Annotated in this window: 21 protein-coding genes; 11 read left to right on the top strand and 10 right to left on the bottom strand. The window is 70.6% G+C overall.

Going from position 1 to position 23,840, the window contains the following annotated elements:
- Positions 1-35: 35 nt before the first annotated feature.
- The 5 genes from QWU11_RS35355 to QWU11_RS35335 form a co-directional block, all read right to left on the bottom strand.
- A complete protein-coding gene (locus tag QWU11_RS35355; protein ID WP_290118859.1) occupies positions 36-392 on the bottom strand; it encodes a GntR family transcriptional regulator in 357 nt (118 codons plus the stop codon).
- Positions 379-1,242, bottom strand: a complete 864-nt coding sequence (locus QWU11_RS35350; protein WP_290118858.1) for a hypothetical protein — start codon at positions 1,240-1,242, stop codon at positions 379-381. Before QWU11_RS35350 ends, QWU11_RS35355 begins: the two co-directional genes overlap by 14 nt.
- Before the next feature lie 430 nt (positions 1,243-1,672).
- Positions 1,673-3,205, bottom strand: coding sequence for a tryptophan halogenase family protein (locus QWU11_RS35345; protein ID WP_290118857.1), 1,533 nt, complete (start codon positions 3,203-3,205; stop codon positions 1,673-1,675).
- Between the two features lie 18 nt (positions 3,206-3,223).
- Complete coding sequence (locus QWU11_RS35340; RefSeq protein ID WP_290118856.1) at positions 3,224-4,300, bottom strand: tryptophan dimethylallyltransferase family protein; 1,077 nt, start codon at positions 4,298-4,300, stop codon at positions 3,224-3,226.
- 158 nt (positions 4,301-4,458) lie between these two features.
- The gene (locus QWU11_RS35335; RefSeq protein WP_290118855.1) at positions 4,459-5,430 is read right to left on the bottom strand and encodes a winged helix-turn-helix domain-containing protein; all 972 of its coding nucleotides are present in this window, start codon (positions 5,428-5,430) and stop codon (positions 4,459-4,461) included.
- Positions 5,431-5,650: 220 nt separating this feature from the next.
- On the opposite strand from QWU11_RS35335, the gene QWU11_RS35330 reads away from it, so the two are divergent.
- Positions 5,651-6,016 carry a hypothetical protein gene (locus QWU11_RS35330; protein WP_290118854.1) on the top strand — a complete coding sequence of 122 codons (366 nt, stop codon included), beginning with the start codon at positions 5,651-5,653 and terminating at the stop codon, positions 6,014-6,016.
- 155 nt (positions 6,017-6,171) lie between these two features.
- The gene (locus tag QWU11_RS35325; protein ID WP_290118853.1) at positions 6,172-7,476 is read left to right on the top strand and encodes a PP2C family protein-serine/threonine phosphatase; all 1,305 of its coding nucleotides are present in this window, start codon (positions 6,172-6,174) and stop codon (positions 7,474-7,476) included.
- Positions 7,477-7,491: 15 nt separating this feature from the next.
- Here QWU11_RS35325 and QWU11_RS35320 read toward each other — a convergent pair whose 3' ends face one another.
- Positions 7,492-7,962 carry a hypothetical protein gene (locus QWU11_RS35320; protein WP_290118852.1) on the bottom strand — a complete coding sequence of 157 codons (471 nt, stop codon included), beginning with the start codon at positions 7,960-7,962 and terminating at the stop codon, positions 7,492-7,494.
- 50 nt (positions 7,963-8,012) lie between these two features.
- Positions 8,013-9,032 (bottom strand): oxygenase MpaB family protein, encoded by a 1,020-nt coding sequence (locus QWU11_RS35315; protein ID WP_290118851.1) that lies wholly within the window; start codon positions 9,030-9,032, stop codon positions 8,013-8,015.
- An 81-nt stretch (positions 9,033-9,113) separates the two neighbouring features.
- On the opposite strand from QWU11_RS35315, the gene QWU11_RS35310 reads away from it, so the two are divergent.
- The 5 genes from QWU11_RS35310 (at position 9,114) to QWU11_RS35290 (ending at position 13,867) form a co-directional block, all read left to right on the top strand.
- A complete protein-coding gene (locus QWU11_RS35310; RefSeq protein WP_290118850.1) occupies positions 9,114-9,767 on the top strand; it encodes a hypothetical protein in 654 nt (217 codons plus the stop codon).
- Between the two features lie 136 nt (positions 9,768-9,903).
- Complete coding sequence (locus QWU11_RS35305; protein ID WP_290118849.1) at positions 9,904-10,956, top strand: iron-siderophore ABC transporter substrate-binding protein; 1,053 nt, start codon at positions 9,904-9,906, stop codon at positions 10,954-10,956.
- 1 nt (position 10,957) lies between these two features.
- Positions 10,958-11,986 (top strand): iron chelate uptake ABC transporter family permease subunit, encoded by a 1,029-nt coding sequence (locus QWU11_RS35300; protein ID WP_290118848.1) that lies wholly within the window; start codon positions 10,958-10,960, stop codon positions 11,984-11,986.
- A gap of 3 nt (positions 11,987-11,989) precedes the next feature.
- Positions 11,990-13,042, top strand: a complete 1,053-nt coding sequence (locus QWU11_RS35295; RefSeq protein WP_290118847.1) for an iron chelate uptake ABC transporter family permease subunit — start codon at positions 11,990-11,992, stop codon at positions 13,040-13,042.
- Positions 13,043-13,048: 6 nt separating this feature from the next.
- Complete coding sequence (locus tag QWU11_RS35290; protein WP_290118846.1) at positions 13,049-13,867, top strand: ABC transporter ATP-binding protein; 819 nt, start codon at positions 13,049-13,051, stop codon at positions 13,865-13,867.
- Here the strand turns inward: QWU11_RS35290 and QWU11_RS35285 are convergent.
- On the bottom strand, positions 13,853-15,598 hold the full coding sequence (locus tag QWU11_RS35285) for an ABC transporter ATP-binding protein (protein WP_290118845.1): 1,746 nt from the start codon (positions 15,596-15,598) through the stop codon (positions 13,853-13,855). The two genes, QWU11_RS35290 and QWU11_RS35285, sit on opposite strands and share 15 nt — an antisense overlap.
- The gene (locus QWU11_RS35280) at positions 15,595-17,268 is read right to left on the bottom strand and encodes an ABC transporter ATP-binding protein (RefSeq protein WP_290118844.1); all 1,674 of its coding nucleotides are present in this window, start codon (positions 17,266-17,268) and stop codon (positions 15,595-15,597) included. Before QWU11_RS35280 ends, QWU11_RS35285 begins: the two co-directional genes overlap by 4 nt.
- A 321-nt stretch (positions 17,269-17,589) precedes the next feature.
- On the opposite strand from QWU11_RS35280, the gene QWU11_RS35275 reads away from it, so the two are divergent.
- From QWU11_RS35275 to fumC, 4 genes are all read left to right on the top strand, one after another.
- Positions 17,590-18,663, top strand: coding sequence for an NAD(P)-dependent alcohol dehydrogenase (locus tag QWU11_RS35275; protein WP_290118843.1), 1,074 nt, complete (start codon positions 17,590-17,592; stop codon positions 18,661-18,663).
- A 169-nt stretch (positions 18,664-18,832) separates the two neighbouring features.
- Positions 18,833-19,681, top strand: a complete 849-nt coding sequence (locus QWU11_RS35270; RefSeq protein ID WP_290118842.1) for an SDR family oxidoreductase — start codon at positions 18,833-18,835, stop codon at positions 19,679-19,681.
- A 25-nt stretch (positions 19,682-19,706) separates the two neighbouring features.
- The gene (locus tag QWU11_RS35265) at positions 19,707-21,368 is read left to right on the top strand and encodes an NAD-dependent malic enzyme (protein WP_290118841.1); all 1,662 of its coding nucleotides are present in this window, start codon (positions 19,707-19,709) and stop codon (positions 21,366-21,368) included.
- 17 nt (positions 21,369-21,385) lie between these two features.
- Positions 21,386-22,816: a class II fumarate hydratase gene (fumC, locus tag QWU11_RS35260; RefSeq protein ID WP_290118840.1), complete on the top strand. Its 1,431-nt coding sequence runs from the start codon at positions 21,386-21,388 to the stop codon at positions 22,814-22,816.
- A gap of 21 nt (positions 22,817-22,837) precedes the next feature.
- On the opposite strand, the gene QWU11_RS35255 is transcribed toward fumC, so the two are convergent.
- Positions 22,838-23,821 carry a tetratricopeptide repeat protein gene (locus QWU11_RS35255; protein ID WP_290118839.1) on the bottom strand — a complete coding sequence of 328 codons (984 nt, stop codon included), beginning with the start codon at positions 23,819-23,821 and terminating at the stop codon, positions 22,838-22,840.
- Between the last annotated feature and the right edge of the window lie 19 nt (positions 23,822-23,840).

The following is a 23,840-nucleotide window of genomic DNA, read 5'->3' as shown; positions in this document are numbered from 1 at the left end:
GCGGCGAACCGGCCGCCGTCCGGTGGCTCAGGGCGTCAGGAGATGTCGAGGGCCCGTTCGACGAACCGCAGGGCGTCGCTGGAGGCGATCCGGAGCCGTTTGACCCGCTGGGCGTACTCCATCGCGGCCTCCTGGGCGAGCCGCGTCGCCCGGTCGAGGGACCCGGACACGAAGGTGCCCTGCCTGCCGCGGGTCTCGATGACGCCGTCGTGCTCCAGCTCGCGGTAGGCGCGCGCCACGGTGTTGGGCGCGAGCCCGAGGTCGTCGGCCAGCCGGCGGATCGTCGGAAGCTTGGTACCGGCCGGCAGCCGCTGGTCCTGCACCTGCTCGGCGATCTGCACCCGGACCTGCTCGTACGGCGGGACCGTCGAGCTCGCGTCAAGCGTGATCACGCTCGGCCCAGATCTTCCGGTGGAAGCGATACCCCAGACGATTCTGGAGCAACACCACCGAGCCGACGGAGACGACGAAGAAGACGAAGGGCACCGAACCCAGCCCGGCGGCGGCCGGCCGATCTCCTATCAGCGACCAGCCCGCGCACGAGGCCATGACGCCGAACGCCGCAGGGGCCGCGGCCATCGACTGCAACGTCTCCGCGCGCAGAGCATCCTCCAGGATCAGTTCTTCCTCCGTGCCGGCCCGCTGCGGCTGGATGGCCAGCCAGCGCTGGACCGTCTCCATCACGACCATATAGCCCGCCAGCAGTAAGGACACCACGAGAAGCGTCAGCAAGCCGGCCGACTGGCCGCGCCCCGGCAGAAACGTCGCCACTCCCACGAGCACGAGCGGAGACAGCGCGAGGCCACGCGTCAACGTCGCCATCACCGGACTGACGTAGTCGGCGACGCCGACCGACCGAGCGTGCGCGACCCGGACCGGCTCCTGGTTCCTCCGGACCCACCGGATGTCCCCGATGTTCGTACCGACCAACCACCCACACCACAGGATCGCGAACAGCAGGAAGGAGTACCGGCCGGGCAGGCCGAGATAGTGGGCGCACGCGTCGCCTTCAAAAAGCGCGAGCATGCCCAGACCCGTACCCCAGCCGCTGTAGAGGTTCCGCCGACGCACCCGCCGACGCGCTCGCGACTCCTGCTCGGCGTTGAGAACCACCCCGGTCCGCTTACGGAACGACTCCAGCCAACGGTCCGCCGCCGAGCGAAGAGTCCACAGCACGATCAGGGTGATGACGAGCACTCCGAGCGGGATGAACACGGCGTACAGCAGTAATGACGTACCCATCGCGACTCCAATGTCCCGAACTTTCGTAGCAATACATAACTTGCTACAAAATTTGCCGCCGCGCAAGTCATCTCGGTGATCATCCGGTTTGTCGGCTACCGGACCCCCGCGGCGGAAGAAGGGAACCTGACGCGACTCGCGTCGGCCGCCAAGGCGCCGGCACCGGCGTTCGCCCGGACGACGGCCGATCTCGCCGCGACCCTGAGGCGGCTGGTCATCCCGAAGCCCCGCGAAGCCCTTCCGGTTGAGATCCCCACCCCGGCACCGCGCGCTTACTTCGGGACCAGTGGACTAGCAGTGGTTCCCGTGTACGGGCCGACCGGGGTGGCGCTGTCGGCGGACGCGTCCCCGGTCGGATACCGGAACCCGACAGTGATCTCCGGGCCGCCGAAATGTCCGACCCCCGAGGAGAATCCGGCCGGCCGCCGGCTCAGTGCATATGGGCCAGGTACTCCCAATGGCCGGGCAACCGCTTGACCAGTTCCTGAGCCTCGTCCTTGATCGCCGCGAACTCCTTGACGGCCCGGGTGCCGTCCATCAGGCTCAGCGCGCCCGGGGGCTTGAGCGGGACTCCTCCCAGGCCCAGGAGCATGGCCAGGTAGGAGTAGGACTCGAAGCCGTGGTAGTGCGGGTAGGCGGTCTCCTCCGTGGGCGGCTTCGACTTCCAGCGTTCGATCCGCTCGGCCAGGCCGTCGGGCAGGGACCGCGTTTTCGCGTCCCGCCAGTACGCGTTGTCCGACCGGGCCGCCCCCCGGTAATGCAGGACCAGGAACTCGCGTACGCCGTCGATGGCGTTCGCCACCGTGCGGTTGTAGGACTCGCGCAGGCCCGGATCCCAGCCGGCGTCGGGGAAGTGCTTGACGAGTTCCTCGATGCCCTGCTGGATGAAGAAGATGCCGGTGGATTCGAGCGGTTCGACGAAACCGCTGGCCAGCCCGATCGCCACGCAGTTGCCGACCCAGGAGTTGCGGCTGCGCCCGATGCGCATGCGAATGTGGTTGGCCTCCAGGTCCGCCGCGCGCGGCCCGGCGAATTCACGCAGGGCGCGCTCGGCCTCTTCCGGGGTCGTGTAGTCGCTCGCGTACACGTATCCCGTCCCGACTCGGCCGTACAGCGGAATGGTCCAGATCCATCCGGCGTCCTGCGCGGTGGCCGTGGTGCACGGCCGTATCCCGCCTCGCTCCATGTCGGCGGGTACGCGCAGCGCGACCGCGCTGTCGTTGGGCAGGGTCTCCTGGAAGGAGACGAACGGCTCGCCGAGCGTCTTGTTCAGCAGCAGACCACGGAAACCCGTGCAGTCGACGAACAGGTCGCCGTCGATCGCGCCGTGCTCGCGCGTGACCAGGTGGTCGATCCACCCCCGGGCGTCCCGCGCGACGTCGACCACATCGTCTCGGACATGCCGGGCGCCGCGCCCCGTGGCGTACCGCGCCAGGAAGTCCGCGAGCAGGGAGGCGTCGAAGTGGTACGCGTACGGGAACTGGGTGTTCTGTTCCGAGAGCGTGGTGCGTTCTCCTCCTGCGGGCTCCCGCTCGAAGAGAGTGCCGTCCAGATGGCGGGGCGAGCGCTTGGCGTCGCAGATCGACGACATCAGGAACACGTCCTGGTCGAACCGGTCGCTGGGCCTTTGGTGCAGCCACCAGTCGGTCAGCGGGAATCCGTCGACCACGCGAAGCCGCTCGAACGGGTGGTAGAAGGTGTGTCCCTTCTCCCGCCAGTTCTCGAACCGGATGCCCAGTTTGTAGGTGGCGTTACAGGACGGCATCCACTCGTGCTCGGCGAGCCCCAGGTAGTCGAAGAAGTGCCGGATGGTGCTGAACGTCGCCTCTCCGACGCCGATCGTCGTTATCCGCCTGGATTCCACCACGGTCACGGAGATCCGGTCGCCGAAGGCGGCCCGCAGGTACGCGGCCGACATCCAGCCGGCGGTGCCACCGCCGACGATGACGATCTTCTTGAGCATTGGGCTCCTTGCCGTGTGTCAGGGGTACCTCGGGGGCTGGACTCCGTACGCCTCGCAGGAGAGGTAGGCGGTCACGCGCGGCGGCCGGGCCTTCTCGTGCACCAGCGCGAGGTAGGCGATGAGGCCGGATCCGTCCTCCGGCCGGCGTGCGGTGAGAGCGGCCAGCGACCTGGTGAGCGGTTCGGGGTCCATTCCGTGACGTTCGAGTACGGACACCGTCCGGGCGTACGCCTCCCCGTCGTGCCGGACACAGGTCCGGATCGGGAGGTGCAGGGTGAACCCGCTCGGCCGGGCCGTGGTCATCTCGGTGAAGGAGTGACAGCCCACGACCCCCAGTACGCCGGTGCCGTGCCCGGCCGCGACGCGGAGGAACTCCGTCAGCGTCTCGCGCGGAGGACCGGGTTCCATTCGCGGGAGACCGCCCGCCTCACCGGCGGTGAGGTCGTCGTGCTTGATGTAGACCTTCACCCGGGATGAGGGCCCGTGGCCCAGGTCGAGGGCGAGGAACGGGTAGGCGTCCCCCGCCGGCAGGGTGGCGAACGCCTCGTGACGGCCGAGCGCGCCGAGTGCCTCACGCACCGTCTCGGCGGCACGGTCCGCGCCGTTCGCCGACGGGTTCAGGTACACCTTCAGCTTGGGGGCGCCGCCCGGGCCCAGCTCCAGCGCGCACCACAGAGCGAAGGGGCCCCGCGGATCGGCGGGTAAGAACAGGTCCTCCAGGGCGTCGAGCCGGTCGCAGGCATGACCCCAGCGCCGGGCCATCGCGCGTACGGCACGCCATCCATGGCGCCCGTTCTCGGCCAGGTCGCCGAAGGCGGACCCCGGCTCCAGCAGCACCCGAAGCACCGGGTCCGCGCCGGACCTGAACGACAGCGAGAACTCCACCGGCGTGTGGTCGTCGGCCACGAAGCTGGGCGAGGCCGGCGGCAGGGAGAGCGGACGCCGAGCCGCAGAGCCCAGTGACCCGACCAGATCGTCCGCGTACCGGCCCGCGACGGCAGGGTCGAGACGGAGGACGTGGCAGAGCCGGAGTAGCTGACGGGCGGTGAATCCGCCGAGGGTCCCCTCGGCGATGTGGTCACTGGAGCAGTCCATAGGATCCCCTGGCCTGAGCAGGGACGACGTGTGGGGAGGCGAAAAGGACCACGAATCGGACCGTGAACGGTTAACCGCACATAAGAGGCATAGGCATTATCACATGACGATATTGCCGTGTGAATCACTGATCAGGCCGTCATCGGGCAGACGGACGGTCACATCGAGTTGCCGTGCAGCAGGGCCGCCCCGAGCGGAGTCAGCGTGTGCTCGACGACGAGGCCGCGTCTGATCGTGGAGATGAGTCCGGCGTTGCGAAGTGCCGTGGTGTGCTGGCTCGCGGAGGACACGGAGACGCCGGCGCGGCCGGCCAGCGACGTCGTGGTGGCCGGCATGCGGAGAGAGGCCAGGACGGCCGCCCGGGTACGGCCGAGCAGAGGGCCGAGGGCGTCCGTCCCGTCGTCCGGCCGGCCTCCCAGGTACATCGGGTAGACCAGGACCGGGGGCCAGTTCGGAGAGTCCATTCCCACCGACGCGATCGTGAAGTACGACGACAGCAACAGCAGCCCACGTCCCTCCAGGTGGATGTCGGCTGTGAACGGGGCTGGAATGTGCAGAGTCGGCGGCTCCCAGCGCACTCCGAAACCGAGCGTGCCGAACAGGGCGTCGATTCCGCCCTGTAAGAGAATCTCCGAGCGAAGCGCGCGGTCGGTGACCGTGGTGGCCCGGATCTGGGACCAGGAAGACGCCAGCGACGAGTCGAAGTAAGTGCACAGATCGTCGGCGAGGGCCTTCCTGGATCCGGCCGCACCGCTCGCCAGTGCCTGGACCCGCCGGCTGGACCTCTGGAACGGCGCCAACCGGCTCACGTCGGCGGCGACCTGGGCGGCAGGCGCCTGGCCGACCAGTTCGACGGCCTCGGCCAGATCGCTGATGCTCGGCTCGAAGAGAAAACACGGCATCCAGTCGCCTGGCCTGCGCGGTATCAGGTCGAAGAGGACGCCCGCGCGTTCTTCCAGGCTGCTTCCCAGCTCACGATGCCACCGCAGAGTCCCCCGGCGCGGCTGGGCCCCACCGGCGCGCCAGCGATGGAGCCGGTGAACACTCAACGCGATCTCCACCAGCGCGTTCAAGTCCGCCGCGAAGGTGATCTTCCTTAGGTCGGCGGCGGTGAAGTAGAGGCGAATCATGGATCCGATCTTCACCGCGGACTCCCGTATTTATCTATCGCCGTTTCGAGAGGCTTTTATTCACGGATACATGGCTTGAGGCCGAAAACCCCCATAGGGAGACTTCAGATGGCCCGACGCACAGCGAACAGGAATCTCCACGGAGGGGAAAGGCGAGAGACATCCGCAATTTCACAAGGGCCTCAGACCAGCGGTGACGGAGTGTAGAAAGGATCAGATCATGCGAGTAACACGCGGGGTGACGCTGGCGGTGGCGGCGCTCACCGCTTCGACCGGGCTGGTGGCCGGCACCGCGGGGACGGCGTCGGCGAGCGCCTCCTGCGGCCGTGCCGCCCCCGCTGACATCGACGCCAGCGGCTGGCCGAGGATGCCGGCGGGCGTCAGCGCGAACGAGCGTTCCGGCTCCAGTACGGGCTGCGGCGTCAGAGGCTGGGCCGACAACCAGGACGAGCTGGACTACCACTGCTTCACAAGCGGCGAGAACGGAACCTGGACCTACGTCCGGAACAACTCCGATGGTTCGGCCGGCTGGGTGAAGGACTCCCTGCTGCCCGGCTACGGCTCCAACCTCTATTGCGGCTTCTGACCCGCTCCGGCACAGTGAGGCCCGCGCCGACCGACGGCGCGGGCCTCACACGTGCGCGCAGCCTGCCGCAGCGGGTAGGCCTTACAACCAGCGACGTGCTTCCGCTGGGGAGGAAACACGCCAAGACACCCCAGAATGGGGAGGCCGAGTTAGCGGTGACCGGCGACACCTCTTCGGATGACGCCCTGCTCGGCAGATGCCTGACGGCTCTGCTCGCGCGGGCGCACCTCATGCGCCCGGACGACCTGACGACGGCGCTGGAGGAGGAGTCTCGCGCCCTGGGGATCGAGCAGGTCCGGATCTACCTGGCCGACCTGCAACAACGCCATCTCTACCCGGTACCCGGCGGCGGATCCGATCCCGGGCAGGCGCTGGCGATCGAGTCGACCCTGGCCGGACGCGCGTTCCAGACGGTCGCCGTTCACCAGGCGGACGGCACCGTCGGCGAAACGTCCTCCCACCGGCTGTGGGTGCCGTTGACGGACGGGACCGAGCGCCTCGGTGTGATGGAGCTCATCGTCGATGAGATCACCGAGGTGACGCTGGCCCGCTGCCGGGCGCTGGCCTCGCTCACCGGCGTACTGGTGATCAGCAAGAGCCGCTACAGCGACACCTTCGCGCAGGTACGGCGTGACCGGCCGTTGACGCTGCCGGCGGAGATGGTCTGGGCGTTCATGGGCCCCACCACGTTCGCCACGCCACAGGTCGTCATCTGCGCCGCTCTCGAACCGGCCTATGACGTCGGCGGCGACGCGTTCGACTACGCGCTGCTCGGCGATCACCTTCACCTGTCGCTCCTGGACGCGACCGGCCACGACCTCGCCGCCGGGCTGATCGCGAGCGTCGCCATCGCGGCCTGCCGCAACACCCGCCGCGCCGGCGGCGACCTGGCCGACATCGTCGCCGCCGCCGACAGCGCCGTCGCGGACCAGTTCGACGACTCGCGGTTCGCCACCGCGCTCGTGTGCGACCTGGACGTCGGCACCGGCGAGCTGCGCTGGATCACCTGCGGCCACCCGTCGCCGCTGCTGATCCGGGAGAACAAGGTGGTCAAGGAGCTGCCCCGTGACCCCTGCCTGCCGCTCGGCCTGGCCGGTCACGACCGCGCCGCCGTCCCCGGCACGCGGCCGCCCACCCACACCGAACAGCTCCAGCCCGGCGATCGGGTCCTCCTCTACACCGACGGCGTCGTCGAAGGCCGCTCCGCCGTCGGGGGCCCGTTCGGCCAGCGGCGTCTCAGCGACTTCATCATCCGCCACAGCTCCGCCGGCCTGTCCGCGTCCGAGACACTGCGCCGCCTCAACCGCGCCATCGTCGGCTTCCAGGACGACCGCCTGTCCGACGACGCCACCACCGTCCTGCTCGAATGGATGCCCGACGACCCACAGAACCGTTTCACCTGCTACAAGCCGTTCGACTCCGGGCGCCACGCGCCGCGCGGGCCCGATCAGCCCGGGTGAGCACCCGCCGGGCGGTCAGTACGGTCCCGGGCCGCGTGTCGCCGCGTGCGTCGCCGGCGCCCCGCCGCCGTTCGGCGCAGGGTGCCCGCGGCCGGCGTCCAGCGCGAGGTCGTGGGCCAGTTCCGCCCACGCCGCCATGGCCGCGTCGCGTCCGGGGAAGGCCGATGCCAGTGCGCCGAACCCGGCGCCACGTGCCGCCAGGTGCACGCGGTGAGCGTCGGGGACGACCGCGGCCTCGACGGCGGCGATGCGCAAGGTCGCCAGCCGCCCCTGCGCGGACAGGATCCGGGTGGCCAGGTGGTCGAAGTACCACTCTTCCGCCGCGTTCGGGTCCGCGTGGTCGCCGAGGAGGTCCACGCCGTGCGTGCTGATGCGCACCACCTCGACGCGCACGGCCTCCGCGCCCGGGATTCGCGTCTCCTCCGTCTGCCGCACCAGATAGCGGTCGCCCTGCCAGTCGTACTCCAGCCGGATTCCGTCGATCACCCTGTGCTCCCTGTTCTGTGTCCTGCGCTTCCGCGGCTGCGGCGCGCGGCTCAGGTCGTGGCCTCGACCTCGGCGCGCGTGCGGACGGGGTCGGAGCCGGGCCGGTAGGCGGGGGTGACGGGTGCCGTGGTGGTGCCGGCGGCGACCCTGGCCTGCGCCTGGCGGAACTCCTCGATCGGGCCGGTGATGGCGTGCGGGGTGCTCAGGGCCAGCCGGAGGGCGGCGCGGCGGGCCCGGCGGCGTACGGGGCCCGGCGGCCGGTACATGACCATGCGCGCGGCCCACTCGGGGAGGGTGTCGCGGATGGCCCAGTCCATGGAGCGCCCGGTCAGGAGGGTGGTGGGGGTGCCCCGGAGGTTCGGGCCGGTGCGGTCGGCCTTGCCGGGGGTGACGGCCAGGCGAGGCAGATAGGCGCGCAGGCAGTCGAGGGTCTCGGCCTTGGTGGTGGGCAGGTCGGTGCCGCCGAGGGCGTGGCCGACGCGGACGAACTCGCGGTAGTAGCCGTCCAGCGCCGCCCCGCGAAGCGGGCGGGGGTGATAGCGCTCGTGCGCGGTGGCCAGTCCCCAGACGACGGTGGCGTAGTTCCAGCGGAGCCAGCCGGGATCGTCGGCGTCGTAGGCCAGGCCGTCGGGGCGGGTGCCCTTGACGGTGTGGTGCATGGCGCGGACCGTACGGGCGAGGCGCTCGGCGGTCTCGGTGGAGCCATAGGCGGTGCCGATGAAGAACGACAGGGAGTGCCCGAAGCGTACGGCCGCTCCCTCCATGTCGAGCTCCCCCGTCGGGCGGCCGGCGGAATCCCTGGCGGTCAGCCGCGAGTGGTCGGCGGCCATCCAGTGGATGCTGGGGTCCAGGCCCTCCAGGTAGGCGGCGCAGGCCAGCCCGAACGACAGTGTCGGCAGGTGGGAGTGGACGTACCAGACCGCGCTGTCCGGGCCGAACCAGCCGGGGTCGCCCGCGGGACCGGCGAACTCCAGTCTCTTGAAGAAACGGGACCGCACCTCGATGTCGAAGTACCGGTCGATCCGGTCGGCGAGGGGACGGGTGAGCGTTCGGCGCGGCGGCAGGGACATGTCGGCTCCCTTTCTGGCTACGAGTGTAGCCAGACTACTTTGGCTACAGGCGTGACCACAACCCGCCGATAGGCTGAGCCGGTGGCCAACGACGCGCGAACGACGGCGACCGAGTGGGCGGGTGTGCCGCTGGCCGACCGCCGCAGCGAGCGCCGCAACCGGCTGGTCGAGGCGGCGTTCGTGCTGTTCGGGTCCGAGGGCGAGGCCGGAGTGTCGCTTCGCGCCGTGTGCCGGGCCGGCCGGCTGCACGCCCGTTACTTCCACGAGAGCTTCGCCGACACCGACGAGCTGCTCGGCGCGGTGTACGACAGGGTCGCGTCCGAACTGACCGAGCAGCTCCGGGTGGCACTGGACACCGCAGGCGACGACCTGGCCGTACGGCTCCGGGCCGGCATCCGCGGCGTGCTCTCCTTCAGCTCGGCCGACCCTCGCCGGGGGCGGGTGCTGTTCACCGAGGCGCGCGCCAACCGGGTGCTGGCCGAACGCCGCCTGGCCACCCAGGCGACGTTGACCGACGCGGTCCTGCAGCAGGAGGTCCAGGCCCGCCCGGCCGTCGATCCGTACCTGGCACGGGTGGGTGCCGCCATGTTCACGGGCGCCATGGTCGAACTGGCCCAGCAATGGCTGGCCGGCGCCCTGGGCGACGACCTGGACATGGTCGTCGAGCATGCCGCCGCCCTGCTGCTGTCGGAGGCTCGGCCACGAGGGAGCCGCCGCCAACCGGACACTCCGTGACAAGCGGCGCATATTTCCGGCTGAGCGATCATTAGGTTAGGCTTCCCTAAGTTAGGTAGACCTTCCTGGCTGCGGCACGCCTCGCGTCGGCTCGGCCGGAGGTCTCGTGCGAGGTACTGAACGAAGGAAGTCCCCCATGCCCGTAGTTCCCCGGGGCGCGCGTCTGGCCGCGGCGTTCGCTTCACTTCTGCTCGTCGTCGGCCTGGTGTCCGCGTGCGGATCCGGCAAGGACTCCGCGCCCGCCGCCAAGGCCGCCGCCGGTGCCGCGTTCCCCGTCACGATCGCGCACAAGTACGGCTCGACGACCATCAAGGCGGAGCCGAAGCGGATCGTGACGGTCGGGCTCACCGACCAGGACGCCGTTCTCGCGCTGGGCAAGGTGCCGGTCGGCACCACCGAGTGGTTCGGCGGCTACCCCGGCGCGATCGGCCCCTGGGCCCGGAGCGCTCTCCACGGCGCTCCGCTGCCGACCGTCCTCAAGGACACCGGGACCGGCCCCCAGGTCGAGAAGATCGCGGCGCTGCGGCCGGACCTGATCCTCTCGCTGTACGGAGGGCTGACGAAGAAGCAGTACGAGACACTGTCGAAGTTCGCGCCGGTCGTGGCACAGCCGAAGCAGTACAACGACTTCGGCATCCCGTGGGAGGACCAGACCAGGACGATCGGCAAGGCGCTCGGCCAGGAGGCCGCGGCGGAGAAGCTGGTCAGCGGCGTCGAGCAGCGGTTCGCCAAGATCAAGTCCGAGAACCCGGAGTTCACGGGCAAGAGCGCCGTCACCGCCACGCCGTACGAGGGCTACTTCGTCTACGGCAGCCAGGACCCGCGGTCGCGGACGCTGTCCTCGCTCGGGTTCGCGCTGCCCGCCGGCCTGGACAAGCTGATCGGCGACAAGTACGGCGCCAGCATCAGCAAGGAGCGTACGGACCTGCTCGACCAGCAGGTCATCGTCTGGACGGTCGCCAACCTGGCCAAGGACCTGCCCAAACTGCACGCCGACAAGCTCTACACCGACCTGAACGTGGTCAAGCAGGGCCGCGAGGTCGCCGTCGGCGAGGACACTCCGTACGGAACGGCGTACTCCTTCGTGACCGTGCTCAGCCTCCCGTACCTGCTCGACCGGCTGGTCCCCCAGCTCAAGGCGGCGGTCGACGGCGACGTCGGCACCAAGGTCGAGCAGACCGCCGGCTGAGATGAACACACCTCCGCGGGCCGGGCGCCCGGTCTTCCTGCTGGCCGGGCTCGTCGCCGGGCTGGCCGTCCTCTGCGTGCTCTCCCTCGCGCTCGGCGCGCGGAACGTGCCGTTCGGGCAGGTCGTGGGCGCGCTCGCCGGTCACCCGAAGAGCGCGGTCGTCGACAACGTGATCTGGTCGGTTCGGGTGCCGCGCACGGCGCTCGGCCTGGTGGCGGGTGTGGGTCTGGGGTTGTCGGGTGCGTTGATGCAGGCGCTCACTCGCAACCCGCTCGCCGATCCGGGCCTGCTCGGGGTCACGGCGGGTGGTGGGTTCGGTGTCGTGATCGCGGTCGGCGTCCTCGGGCTCGGCACGCTTTACGGGTACGTCTGGTTCGCCTTCGCGGGAGCGCTGGTGGCCAGCGTGGTGGTCTATCTGCTCGGGCGGCTGGGCCGCTCGGGGCTGACGCCGGTGAAGCTGGCGTTGGCCGGGGTCGCGGTAAGCGCTCTGCTGTCCTCACTCACCAGCGCGATCGTGCTCACCGACACCGACGCGCTCAACCGGTACCGGTTCTGGTCCGCCGGCTCGCTCGCGGACCAGAACGGCGCCGCCGTCCTGGGCGTCCTGCCTTTCATCGCCATCGGCACGATCCTGGCGCTGGCGTGCGGGCCGGCGTTGAACAGCCTGGCACTCGGCGAGGACGTCGCCGCCGCCCTCGGCCGCCGCCTCGGGCTCGTACGCGTCCAGGGAGTCGCGGCGGTGACGCTGCTGACCGGGGCGGCCGTGGCGGTGATCGGCCCCGTCGTCTTCCTCGGTCTCGTCGTCCCGCACGCCGCACGCGCACTCGCCCAGTGGGCGGGCCTGGGCCCGGACCACCGCTGGCTGCTTCCGTTGTCGGCACTCGTCGCGCCCGGTCTGCTGCTGGCCGCCGACATCCTCGGCCGGATGCTCGACCGCCCGATCGAGATCCAGGCCGGCGTACTCGTCGCGTTCCTCGGCGGCCCGTTCTTCATCGCACTGGTCCGCCGCCGGCGCCTCGCGGAGGTATGAGCCATGACCACACGCGAGGTACCACGCTATTTCCGCCTGGCGACGCCACCCGTGTCCGGGCTGCTCCATCCCCGTCTGATCGCCGTCTGCCTGGCCCTGCTGGCCGCGACGTTCGCCGTCGTGTGCGTGAGCCTGTCCATCGGTGACTTCTCGATCGGCCTGCCCGACGTCGTCAAGGCCCTCGCCGGCACCGGCGACCCGGGAAGCACCCTGATCGTCCGGGAACTGCGGCTGCCGCGCATCGCCACCGGGCTGCTCGTCGGCGTCGCCTTCGCGCTCTCCGGCGCGATCTTCCAGACCATGACCCGCAACCCCATGGCCAGCCCCGACGTCATCGGCCTGACCGAAGGCTCCAGTACCGCCGTCGTCGCCGCCATCATCCTCGGCTGGGACGGCGGCCTGGGCCTGCAGACCCTCGGCCTGCTCGGCGCCCTGGCCAGCGCCCTGGCCGTCTACGCGCTGGCCTGGCGCGGCGGCACCACCGGCTACCGCATCATCCTCATCGGCATCGGCGTCTCCTGGATGTGCACCAGCACCACCGACTGGCTCATCACCCGCGGCGGGGAGTTCCAAGCCCAGGCCGCACTCGGCTGGCTCGTCGGCAACCTCAACGGCCGCGACTGGACCCAGACCACCCCCCTCGCCATCGCCCTCGTCGCCCTGGTCCCGGTCGCCCTCGGGCTCGGCCGTCAGGTCCGTACGTTGCAGCTCGGCGACGACGTCGCCGCCGGACTCGGCATCCGCGTCCAGACCGTGCGCCTGAGCCTGATGCTCACCGGCGTCGGCCTGATCGCCTTCGGCACCGCCGCAGCCGGACCCATCGCCTTCGTCTCGCTCATGTCACCGCAGATCGCCCAACGACTGGCCCGCACCGCACATCCCCCGCCCATCACCTCCGCCGTCACCGGCGCACTCATCGTCACCGGCTCCGACCTCATCGCCCGCACCCTCATCCCCGGAACCGAGTTGCCCGTCGGGATCATCACCGGCGTACTCGGCGCACCCATCCTGCTGTGGCTGCTCATCCGCGCCAACCGCGCGGGCTCAGGAGGCTGAACCCCCATGAACACCCCCGACCTGCGCGCCACCGGCCTCACCCTCGCCTACGACCACAAAACCGTCGTCAACGACCTGAACCTGGCCATACCCCCCGGAAAGATCACCGCGATCGTCGGCGCCAACGCCTGCGGCAAATCCACCCTCCTCCGCGCACTCGCCCGCCTGCTCACCCCCCGCACCGGGACCGTCCACCTCGACGGACGAGCCCTGCGCTCGATCCCGACACGGGAGCTGGCCCAGCGCCTGGGCATCCTCCCCCAAGGCCCCGTCGCACCCGACGGCCTCACCGTCCTGGACCTGGTCAACCGCGGCCGTTCCCCCCACCAGACCTGGTGGCGGCAGTGGTCCAAGGCCGACCAGAACGCCGTCCACGCCGCACTGGCCGCGACCGACATCACCGACCTCGCCGACCGCTCCGTCGACGAACTCTCCGGCGGGCAGCGGCAACGCGCCTGGATCGCGATGGCCATGGCCCAGGGCACCCAGGTCCTGCTCCTGGACGAACCCACCACCTACCTCGACCTCGCCCACCAGATCGACGTCCTGGACCTGATCACCGACCTCAACCGCCGCGAAGGCCGCACCATCGTCATGGTCCTGCACGACCTCAACCAGGCCTGCCGCTACGCCGACCACATGATCGCCATGAAAACCGGCCACATCACCGCCCAAGGCCACCCCACCGACGTCATCACCACCGAAACCGTCCAGGACGTCTTCGACCTCCACTGCCAGATCACCACCGACCCCGTCAGCGGCACACCCCTGGTCATCCCCATCAGCCGCCACCACACCGGCGAGGCACGCTCAGCGCTGGCTTGACCAGGCCGACCAGAGTTCGGCGTAGCGGCCTCCGGCGGCCACCAGTTCGGCGTGGGTGCCGGACTCGACGACCCGGCCTCCGTCCAGGACGATGACGCGATCGGCGGCCGCGGCCTGGGTGAGCCGGTGCGCGACGACCAGTGCCGTACGCCCGGTCAGCGCGGCCTCCGCCGCCTTCTCCAGGACGCGCGCGCCCGCGCTGCCCGCCTCGGCGGTGGCCTCGTCGAGGATGACGACCGGCGGGTCGGCGAGTACGAGGCGCGCGAACGCCAGTTGCTGGGCCTGGGCGATGGTCAGGCCGTGCCCGCCGTCCCCGACCTCGGTGTCCAGCCCGTCCGGGAGCCGCTCGGCCCAGCCGAGCGCGCCCACCCGGTCGAGCGCCGCCCGCAACTCGCCGTCGGCCGCCTCCGGCGCGGCCAGGCGCAGGTCGTCGGCGAGCGTCCCGGCGAAGACGTGGACCTCCTGGGTGACCAGGGCGACGTCGGTGCCGGCCACCGGCTCGGCCCCGCCGACCCGTACGGAGCCGGTCTCCGGCCGGTGCACCCCGGCGACCAGCTTGGCCAGTGTCGTCTTGCCCGCCCCGCTCGCGCCCACGAGCGCGACCCGTTCTCCCGGTGCCACGTCGAGCGTGACGTCGTGCAGCACGGGCCGTCCCGGAACGTAGGCGTGCCCCAGCCCGCGCGCCGCGACCGACGCGTCCCGCGGGGTCTCGGCCGCGCCGCCGCCCGCCGCCGGTCCGGGCAGGTCGGCCACGCCGACCAGGCGGGTCAGCGAGGCGGCCGCCGCCTGGGCGTCGTCGACCAGGGCGAGGGCGACGTTGATCGGCCCGAAGAGCCCGTGGAAGTACAGCGCGGCGGCCGTCGCGGTGCCGACCGTCGTCGTACCGGTGCGGACCAGGACGAAGCCGACGACGAGGACCGCGGAGAGCCCGAGGTACTCCCCCACGTGCAGCCTGCTGTAGAAGCGCGTCTGGAGGGCGACGCCGCGCAGCAGGAGGTCGACGGCCGACCGCGACTTGCCCTCCACGCGGTCGAGGTGGCCTCCGGCCAGCCGGAACGCCCGGATGGTCGCCGCACCGTCGATGGTGCCGAGCAGCTCGTGCTGCATCGCGCCCACCGTGACCCGCTGCCGCGCGTAGAGGGGCCCGGCCCGCCTCGCGTACCAGCGGACCGTGTGCAGCTGCACCGGAACCGCGACCAGCGCCGCCAGCAGGAACCTCCAGTCGAGCACGGCCAGGCCGGCCAGGGTCAGCCCGATGGTCAGCAGGGAGGTCACCATGGCCGGCATCGCCTCGCGGATCGCCTCGGTGATGACCGTGATATCGCCGGTGACCCGCGACGTCAGGTCGCCCGATCCGGCGCGCTCGACCTGTTCGAGCGGCAGACGCAGCGCGTGGCCGAGGAATCGCTCCCGTAGCTCGGCCAGCGCGCTCTCCCCGGCCTTGGCCAGCCCGGCGATCCCGACGGCGGACAGGACACCCTGACCGAGGGCGGCCGGGAACAGCAGGAGCGCGGGCCAGGTGACCGAGCCCGGGCCCCGCCCGCCGGTGACGAGATCGACGATGTGCCCGATCAGAGGTGGTACGAGCAGGCCCGCCAGCGTGCCCGCGACGAGGGCCGCGAGCGCCGCGATCATCGTCCAGAGCCGGGGCCGGAGCAGCTCGGCGACCACGCGCAGCGCGCGTCGCCCGTCGGCGACCGGCAGGAGTTCGCGCTCGGCGGGCTCGCTCATGACAGGACCGCCGTTCGGTAGAGGGGATGCTCGGCGACGAGGGTGGCGTGGTCGCCGTGCGCGGTGACGATGCCGTCGTGGAGGAGCACCACCCGGTCGGTGACGGCGAGGAGAGCGGGACTCGTCGTGATCACGATCGTGGTGCGGTCGCGGCGCAGCGCTCGTACGCCCTCGGCGATGCGGGCCTCGGTGACGGTGTCGACGGCGGTGGTCGGATCGTGGACGACCAGGATCGGCGGGTCGGCGGCGAGGGCGCGCGCCAGCACGAGACGCTGGCGCTGACCGCCGGACAGGGACCGGCCCCGCTCGTCGAGGACGGTGTCCAGGCCGGCCGGCAGGGACGAGACGACCTCGTCGGCGCCGGCCGCGGCCAGTGCCGCCTCCAGGTCGGCGTCGTTCGCCGTCAGGTTGGCGCGGACGGTGCCGTCGAAGAGGCGCGCGTCGTGCTCGGCGACGAGGATCACGGCGCGCAGGTCGCCCGGGTCCAGGCCCGTGAGCGGCGTCCCGTCCAGTTCCACGGAGCCCTTCTCCGGGTCGGCCGTACGGCCGAGGTGGGCCAGGAGCGCGGTGGCGGCGGCCGGGTCGGTCGCCACGACACCGACGAACTCACCGGGCGCGACGTCCAGGTCGACCTCGCTCAGCCCCGTACCGGTGAGGCCGCGTACGGCGATCCGGCCGGTGGCCGGGTCCGGGAGTTCGTGCGGTCCCGGCGTCACGGCGGGCGGGCTCGCGAGTACCGCGGCGATGCGCCGGGCCGAGGCGCGGCCCTGCGCGAACTCGCTGTTCAGCCACGCGAAGTCCGAAAGCGGGCCGAGGAGATACTGGGCGAGCCCGGCCGTGGAGACGAGCTGCCCGATGGTCAGGTGGCCGCCGGCCGCGAGCCGGCCGCCGACCAGGGCGATGAGTGCGAGGAACGCTCCGTTGAGCGCGACCATGACGCCGTGGTGGCCGGCCTCGGCCCGTACGGCCCGCACCGTGGCCCGCAGCGACTCCTGGCTGGTCAGCCGGTAGCGGCGGAGCGCGTTGCGCTCGGCGCCGAGCCCCTTCAGCACGCGGAGGCCGGAGACGAGGTCGACGGCCACGCCGGACGCCTGCGCGGCGTGTTCCTGCTCGGTCTCGCTGCGGTGCTCCAGCGGCTTGCCGAGCCGGTGCGACAGCCAGAGCAGCGGGGGCGTGCCGAGCAGGATCAGCAGGCCGAGCGGCAGCGAGATCAGCAGCAGGATGACCGCGGTCAGCGCGATCCCGGCGAAGGCGGCGACGCCCGCCGGGATCACCAGGTCGACCATCCCGACGCGACCGGCGTCGCCGGTGGCGATGTTCACCAGGGCACCCGGCAGCCGCCCGGTCTCCGCGCCGCCCCGGTGGTCGAGGACCCGCCGGGTCAGCGTGAGCCGGAGTTCGTGCGCCGCCTGTTCGGCGGCCCGGTTCGCGGCGCGGTCGCCGACGCGGTAGCTGAGGCTGAGGCCGACGTAGACCAGGCCGAGGAGGCCGAGCCACAGCGCGAGCTCGCCGGTTCCGCCGTCCACGGCCTGGTCGATGACGACGCCGAGCGCGAACGGCACGAACGCCTCGCCCATGTGGTGGCCGGTGATCGTCAGCGAGCTGAGCAGGATGTGCCGGCGCTGCCCGGCGATGGCCTGACCCAGGACGGCCCGTCCTGTCTGCGACACATGAACCTCCGGGGGGGACCGGCCGGCCGCAGTGCCACGCGGCCGAACGGGCGGGCCGCGTCGTGGATCGTCGGACACCTGTCAGATGAGGTGAGCCTAACCTAAGCTCATTGACCACCGGACTTGTGGTGGCTCTCGTGCCGTATCGCCACGGCGGTCGCGACGACGCCGGCCTGTGGCGCGAGCACCGACCATCGCGGTGGCGGCGGCGCCGAAGAGCCGTGCGGTGCCGTTCGCCCAGGTCAGCGACCGGATGCCGACGCGGTGCCCGCTAACGTGGTGGTATTCACTCCGCTCCTCAGCGAAAACGAGGCACGCGTGATGAAGATGCGAGCAGCGCGGATGTACCGATACCACGAGCCCCTTCGCGTGGAAGAGGTGCCCGTCCCCGAGCCCGCGCCGGACCAGATTCTCCTGAAGGTCGCCGCGACGGGCATGTGCCGAAGCGACTACCAGCTCCTCGACGGCTACTTCCAGGGCCCGTTTCCCGTGGACCTGCCGTACATCCCCGGCCATGAGGTCACCGGCCGGGTGGCGGGCCTGGGCGGCGGCGTGCCCAGCACGGTGCGCTACGCGGAGGGCGACATGGTGGTGGTCAATCCCAGCTGGGGAGACGGCACCTGCCGGCAGTGCCGCGAAGGCAACGAGCAGCTGTGCAGCGGCGACGGCCGGTGGGTGGGCTTCGGCCCTCCCGGAGGTTTCGCCGAGTACATGGCCGTCGAGTACCGCCACGCGATCCCGGTCTCCGAGGACGCCGCGAAGGCGCCCGAGCTCCTCGCCCCCATGACCGACGCGGGCATGACCCCGTACCGGGGGATGAAGAAGCTCCGGGACGCGGGCAGGCTCGGCCCCGGCCGCACCGTCGCGATCACGGGCATCGGCGGGCTGGGAAGCTACGCGGTTCAGTACGCGAAGCTGCTCGGAGGCGGCGCGTCCGTACTCGCCTTCGCCCGTACGGACGGCAAGCTGGACGTGGCGCGGGCGAACGGCGCGGACGGCGGGATCAACGTCGGGGACAGATCCACCGAGGCCATCCAGGGCGAGGTGGAGAGGCTGACGGGCCGGCGGACGATCGATGCCATCCTGGACTGCGTCGGCAGCGAGGCGTCGATCTCGATGGGGTTCGACCTGCTGGGCCCCGAAGGGGTCCTGGCGGCCGTCGGCCTCATGAGCGATCGCGTCGAGCACCGCCAGTTCCCCTTCGTGGGCACCGAGCTGTCCTACCTCGGGTCCTTCTGGGGCAACCACCTGGATCTCGTCGAGGTGCTGTCCCTCGCCGAGGCCGGCCTCATCAAACACAACGTCACAAAGGTCGAGCTGGAGGACGTCAACGAGAACCTGGACGCCCTGGGCCGCGGCGACATCGTCGGACGCCAGGTCATCGTCTTCTCCTGACGTTCACCGCCGAGGCCGCGGCCCCACTGAGCGGGCAGGCCGCGCAGCGGCATAGATTGGCAGAAATCGGCGTGTCGGCCCTGGTAGTGAAGCAATGGCGCCGTATCCCCCAACGGCCGCCGACCACTGAGGCCGCACCGCTGCCGGACGTGGCAGAGGGGGGAGCACGGTGACAAAGGTTCTGATCACTGGTTCGGGTACGGGTTTCGGCCACGAGGCGGCGATGCGCCTCGCGGAGAAGGGCTTCGACGTCATCGCGTCGGTCGAGATCTGGGCGCAGGTGCAGACGCTCAAGCGCCAGGCGGCCGAGCGGGGAGTCGGCCTGCGGGTCGAGAAGCTCGACGTCACCGACGACGGAGACCGCCGGAAGGCCCTGGCGTGGGACGTCGAGGTCCTGGTGAACAACGCCGGCGTGGGTGAGGGCGGCTCGACCGTCGATGTTCCGGAAGAGAACATGCGCAGGCAGTTCGAGGTCAATGTCATCGGGCCGCTCCTGCTGACGCAGGGCATCGCCAAGCAGATGGTCGAGCGCGGCACGGGACGCATCGTGTGGGTCTCCTCCCGTGAGGGTCTGAACGTCAATCCGTTCACCGGCCTCTACTCCGCCTCCAAGCACGCCATCGAGGCCATCGCCGAGACGATGGCCTACGAGCTGCAGGAGTTCGGCATCGAGGTCGCCACCGTCAACCCCGGGCCGTTCCTGACCGGGTTCAACGACCGGATGTTCCAGACCTGGCAGAGCTGGCGCGACGACGCCTCCAAGAGGCTGTTCGACTACTCCGAGCTCGCGTTCTCCCGGTCGCAGTTCGATCCCGAGCCGGTGTACGCGACGCTGACGGCGGTCGCGGCGGGAGAGGTCGACACCTTCCGCAACCTCGAGCCCAAGTCGATGATCGAGGAGACCAAGAGCCTCCAGCGGGTTCCGTGGGACCGAAAGGTCACCGACGGTCTCAAGACCCGGGCAAAGCAGGTCCAGGCCTCCTACGACATGGAACCCGAGACCCCGGTCTCGGACTAGACGGGTCGATCCGAGGAGGAGGACCATGCCGGTCAGAACCGCTGTTCTGCAAGATCGCTCTCGTAACCGCGGCACCGCGTTCACACGGGAGCAGCGCGCCGAGCTGGGCATCACCGGCCGGCTGCCGGCGGCCGTGGAGACTCTCGGCGAGCAGGCCGCCCGCGCGTACGAGCAATTGCAGGACCAACCGTCGGATCTGCACAAATATCTCTACCTCAACCAGGTCCACGACCGGAACCAGGTGCTCTACTACAAGCTCCTGGGCGACCACCTCGCCGAACTGCTGCCGGTCGTGTACGACCCCACCGTGGGCGATGCCATACAGCAGTGGTCGGCCGACTTCCGCGACTCACGGGCGGTGTACCTCTCGATCGACCGGCCGGAGGACGTCGAGGCCTCGTTCGCGTCGCTCGGGCTCGGCGCCGACGATGCCGATCTCATCGTGGTCTCCGACGCGCAGGAGATCCTGGGCATCGGCGACTGGGGAGTGAACGGCACCGACATCTCGATCGGGAAGCTCGCCGTCTACACCGCCGCGGCGGGTATCGACCCCGACCGGGTCATCGCGGTCAACCTCGACGTCGGCACCGACAACGAGCAGCTGCTCAACGACCCGCGCTACCTCGGCAACCGTCACGCGCGAATCACCGGAAAGCGGTACGACGACTTCGTCGCCCGCTATCTGGAGACCGCCGCCCGGCTGTTCCCGCACGCCCTGCTGCACTTCGAGGACTTCGGGCCGTCGCACGCGCGCCGGATCCTGGTCGACAACGCCACCAGATACCGGATCTTCAACGACGACATGCAGGGCACCGGCGCCATCGTCATGGCCGCGGTGTTCGCCGCTCTACGGGTGACGGGAGGACGCTGGGCCGAGCAGCGGCTCGTCGTGTTCGGCGCCGGCACCGCGGGAACCGGCATGGCGGACCAGATCCACGCCGCGATGCTGCGCGACGGTGCCACGGACGGCGAGGCCAAGAGCAACATCTGGCTCATCGACGTCCATGGGCTCGTGACCGACGACATGGGCGACCTGCCGGACTACCAGCGCGTCTACGCCCGGCCGAAGAACGAGGTCGGTTCCTGGGCCGACGGCGATCTCCTCACCACCATCGAGCACGTCAGGCCGACGATCCTCATCGGCACCTCGACCGCGCACAACGCGTTCACCGAGGCCGTGGTCCGAGCACTGGCGAAGGGAACGGATCGTCCCATCCTGTTGCCTCTGTCCAACCCCACCAGCCGCATCGAGGTCATGCCGTCCGACGCGGTGCCGTGGTCCGGTGGCCGGGCGTTGATCGCCACCGGCATCCCGGTGCCGCCGGTCGAATACGACGGCGTCGCGTACGTCATCGGCCAGGCCAACAACGCGCTTCTCTACCCGGGACTGGGCCTGGGCACCATCGTCTCCGGAGCCCGGCACGTGACCGACGGCATGCTGCTGGCCGCGGCCGAGGCGGTGGCCGGCCAGGTCGACGTGTCCAAGCCGGGAGCCGGTCTGCTCCCCCCGGTCGACGACCTGCGAGCCTCGTCGGCCACGGTCGCGGTGGCGGTGGCGAAGACCGCGGTGGCAGACGGTGTGGCCACGAAGTCCTACGACGATCTCGCCTCGGCCGTACGAGACGCGATGTGGCAACCGGCCTACCCCGAGGATCTTCCAGCCGACGAGACGGGCGACCGCCGATGACGCGGGAGCATCCGGAGATGAGGGACGTCCCCGTCGGCATCGAGGCGTCGGGACGACGCCGGGAGTTCGACAGCATGGGCACGGTCGACGTGCCGGCGGACCGGTACTGGGGCGCGCAGACACAGCGTTCCCTGATCCACTTCTCGATCGGCGACGACCGCATGCCGCACGAGGTCTATCACGCGTACGGCCAGGTGAAGAAGGCGGCGGCGCTGGTCAACGGCGCCGCCGGACGGCTACCCGGCTGGAAGGTGCAGGCGATCGTACGGGCCGCCGAGGAGACGGTCGACGGCGCTCTCGACGATCACTTCCCGCTCTACGTATGGCAGACCGGATCCGGGACCCAGACCAACATGAACGTCAACGAGGTCATCGCCAACCGGGCGTCCCAGCTCCTGGGCGGCACGCTCGGTGAACAGGCGCCGGTGGCCCCGAACGACGACGTCAACATGGGACAGTCCAGCAACGACAGCTTCCCGACCGCCATGCACATCGCGTCGGTCAAGGAGATCGAGGACCACCTGCTGCCGCAGGCCAGGGAACTCGCGACCGCGATCGAGGCCAAGGCCGACCGGTGGCAGGACGTCGTCAAGATCGGGCGGACGCACCTCGAGGACGCCGTTCCCCTGACCGTCGGCCAGGAGTGGTCCGGCTACGCCGCCCAGCTTCGCGCCTGCGTCCGGGAGATCGACCATGCGCGGGAAGGCCTGCTGGAGCTCGCGCTCGGTGGCACCGCCGTCGGGACGGGACTGAACGCCCCGGAGGGGTTCAGCCGCGACGTCGCGGCGCGGATCGCCGCCCTGACCGGCGAACCCTTCGTCACGGCGCCGAACAAGTTCATGGCCCAGGGGTCACTCGACCCGATGGTACGGGCCCACGGCGCGCTACGAGGGCTGGCCGTCGCCCTGATGAAGATCGCCAATGACATGTGGTGGCTGGCGTCCGGGCCGCGGACCGGCCTCGCCGAACTCCTGCTGCCGCAGAACGAGCCCGGGTCTTCGATCATGCCGGGGAAGGTCAACCCGACCCAGTGCGAGGCCATCGTGATGATCGCCATTCAGGTGCTCGGCGACGACACCGCGGTCGCCTTCGCCGGAAGCCAGGGTAACTTCGAGCTCAACGCGATGCGCCCGGTGATCATCAACGACTTCCTGCACTCCGCGCGCATCCTCGCCGACGGGATGGAGAAGTTCCGTACCTTCTCCGTCAGCGGCACCGAGCTCAACCGCGAAAAGATCACACAGTACGTGAACGAGAGCCTGATGCTGGTCACCGCGCTGAGCCCCGCCATCGGCTACGAGAACGCCGCGCACATCGCCGAGTCCGCGCTCGCCCACGGTCATACCCTGAAAGAGGCCGCCCTGGCGAGCGGCCATGTCGACGAGAAGACCTTCGACTCGATCGTCGACCCGCTCACCATGATCGGCCACGGCGCCTCCGGCGCCTGAGACAACGCACTTACGGGCGGGCTACCTGTTCTTGAGCGCGCGGGCCGTGGTCACGAGGTCGGCCGGCAGGCCGGAGCCGTCGCACGCCTGGTCCAGGAGCCAGTTGCGGTAGCCGGGGTCGGGCAGCGACGGGGCCAGCGCGATGAGCTCGGTCAGGTCGGCCGCCGAACCGGCGTGGCGCGCGCGGAAGGCCGCGCGAGCGGCTCGCAGGGTGACCTCCTGCGGCTCTTGCCGCAGTCCTCGGTCGACGAGATCGACGGCTGCGGCGTAGTCGCCCTGCGCGACTCGTGTATCGGCGAGGTCCAGATAGAGCGACCAGTTGGCCGGTTCGAGTGCGAGCGCGCGCTCGAAGGCCGCCAGCGTTCGTTCCTGGTCGCCGAGAACGCGCCAGGTGCCGGCCCGGACGACTTCGGTCAGCATGGCCGGTTCGACCTCGTCGGCCCGATCGCAGAGCGCGAACGACTCATCCGTCCGGCCGCACGCACGGAGGAACATCGCCATGCGCGCCAGGACCTCCGGCCTCGGGTCACGGTCGGCCACGACCTCGATCAGCCGGAACCAAGGCTGGAACCGCTCCCCCACGCCCTCGGCGGTGAGATCGTGGCCGCCGTCCATGGTCCGTAGCGCGGCTTCGGCCACCGCGTCGGCGCCGACCGAGGCGAGGAACGCCGGCTCGCCGAACCACGGCGCGTCGGCCCATGCGACCTGGGGCTTGTGGCCGGTGACCGTTCCGACGCAGAGGACGGCGTCGTCGTACCTGCCCTCGATGAACCGGAGGAACGCCAGCGCGGCGATGTCACCGGCGTACGTGGCGGCCTCGCCGGCGGCCGCGGTCTCCGCCGGCGAATCCCGGCACAGATCGGCGAGCATGTCGTAGGGCCTGGCCAGGTGCGGTGCCATGGTGATCGCGCGCCCGATGTACCTCACCGCCTCGGCGGGGTTCTCCCCGCAGTGCCCCAGGACCTGGGCGATGGCGAGCTCTGTGGACGCTTCCGTACCCGACACTCCCGGTCCTCCCCGTAGA

Source organism: Actinomadura sp. DC4 (assembly GCF_030406325.1).
Taxonomy (GTDB): Bacteria; Actinomycetota; Actinomycetes; order Streptosporangiales; family Streptosporangiaceae; genus Actinoallomurus.
The sequence above is the reverse complement of the archived record's forward strand: the minus strand, read 5'-3'. Positions and strand labels throughout refer to the sequence as shown.

What these genes read in the sequence shown, in the direction of transcription:
- QWU11_RS35315 (WP_290118851.1), bottom strand. Translation starts at nt 9,032, where the DNA reads ATGTCCCTGCCGCCGCGCCGAACGCTCACCCGTCCCCTCGCCGACCGG.
- QWU11_RS35265 (WP_290118841.1), top strand. Translation starts at nt 19,707, where the DNA reads ATGCCGGTCAGAACCGCTGTTCTGCAAGATCGCTCTCGTAACCGCGGC.
- QWU11_RS35345 (WP_290118857.1), bottom strand. Translation starts at nt 3,205, where the DNA reads ATGCTCAAGAAGATCGTCATCGTCGGCGGTGGCACCGCCGGCTGGATG.
- QWU11_RS35300 (WP_290118848.1), top strand. Translation starts at nt 10,958, where the DNA reads ATGAACACACCTCCGCGGGCCGGGCGCCCGGTCTTCCTGCTGGCCGGG.
- QWU11_RS35305 (WP_290118849.1), top strand. Translation starts at nt 9,904, where the DNA reads ATGCCCGTAGTTCCCCGGGGCGCGCGTCTGGCCGCGGCGTTCGCTTCA.
- fumC (WP_290118840.1), top strand. Translation starts at nt 21,386, where the DNA reads ATGAGGGACGTCCCCGTCGGCATCGAGGCGTCGGGACGACGCCGGGAG.
- QWU11_RS35295 (WP_290118847.1), top strand. Translation starts at nt 11,990, where the DNA reads ATGACCACACGCGAGGTACCACGCTATTTCCGCCTGGCGACGCCACCC.
- QWU11_RS35350 (WP_290118858.1), bottom strand. Translation starts at nt 1,242, where the DNA reads ATGGGTACGTCATTACTGCTGTACGCCGTGTTCATCCCGCTCGGAGTG.
- QWU11_RS35335 (WP_290118855.1), bottom strand. Translation starts at nt 5,430, where the DNA reads ATGATTCGCCTCTACTTCACCGCCGCCGACCTAAGGAAGATCACCTTC.
- QWU11_RS35290 (WP_290118846.1), top strand. Translation starts at nt 13,049, where the DNA reads ATGAACACCCCCGACCTGCGCGCCACCGGCCTCACCCTCGCCTACGAC.
- QWU11_RS35340 (WP_290118856.1), bottom strand. Translation starts at nt 4,300, where the DNA reads ATGGACTGCTCCAGTGACCACATCGCCGAGGGGACCCTCGGCGGATTC.
- QWU11_RS35285 (WP_290118845.1), bottom strand. Translation starts at nt 15,598, where the DNA reads ATGAGCGAGCCCGCCGAGCGCGAACTCCTGCCGGTCGCCGACGGGCGA.
- QWU11_RS35330 (WP_290118854.1), top strand. Translation starts at nt 5,651, where the DNA reads ATGCGAGTAACACGCGGGGTGACGCTGGCGGTGGCGGCGCTCACCGCT.
- QWU11_RS35275 (WP_290118843.1), top strand. Translation starts at nt 17,590, where the DNA reads ATGAAGATGCGAGCAGCGCGGATGTACCGATACCACGAGCCCCTTCGC.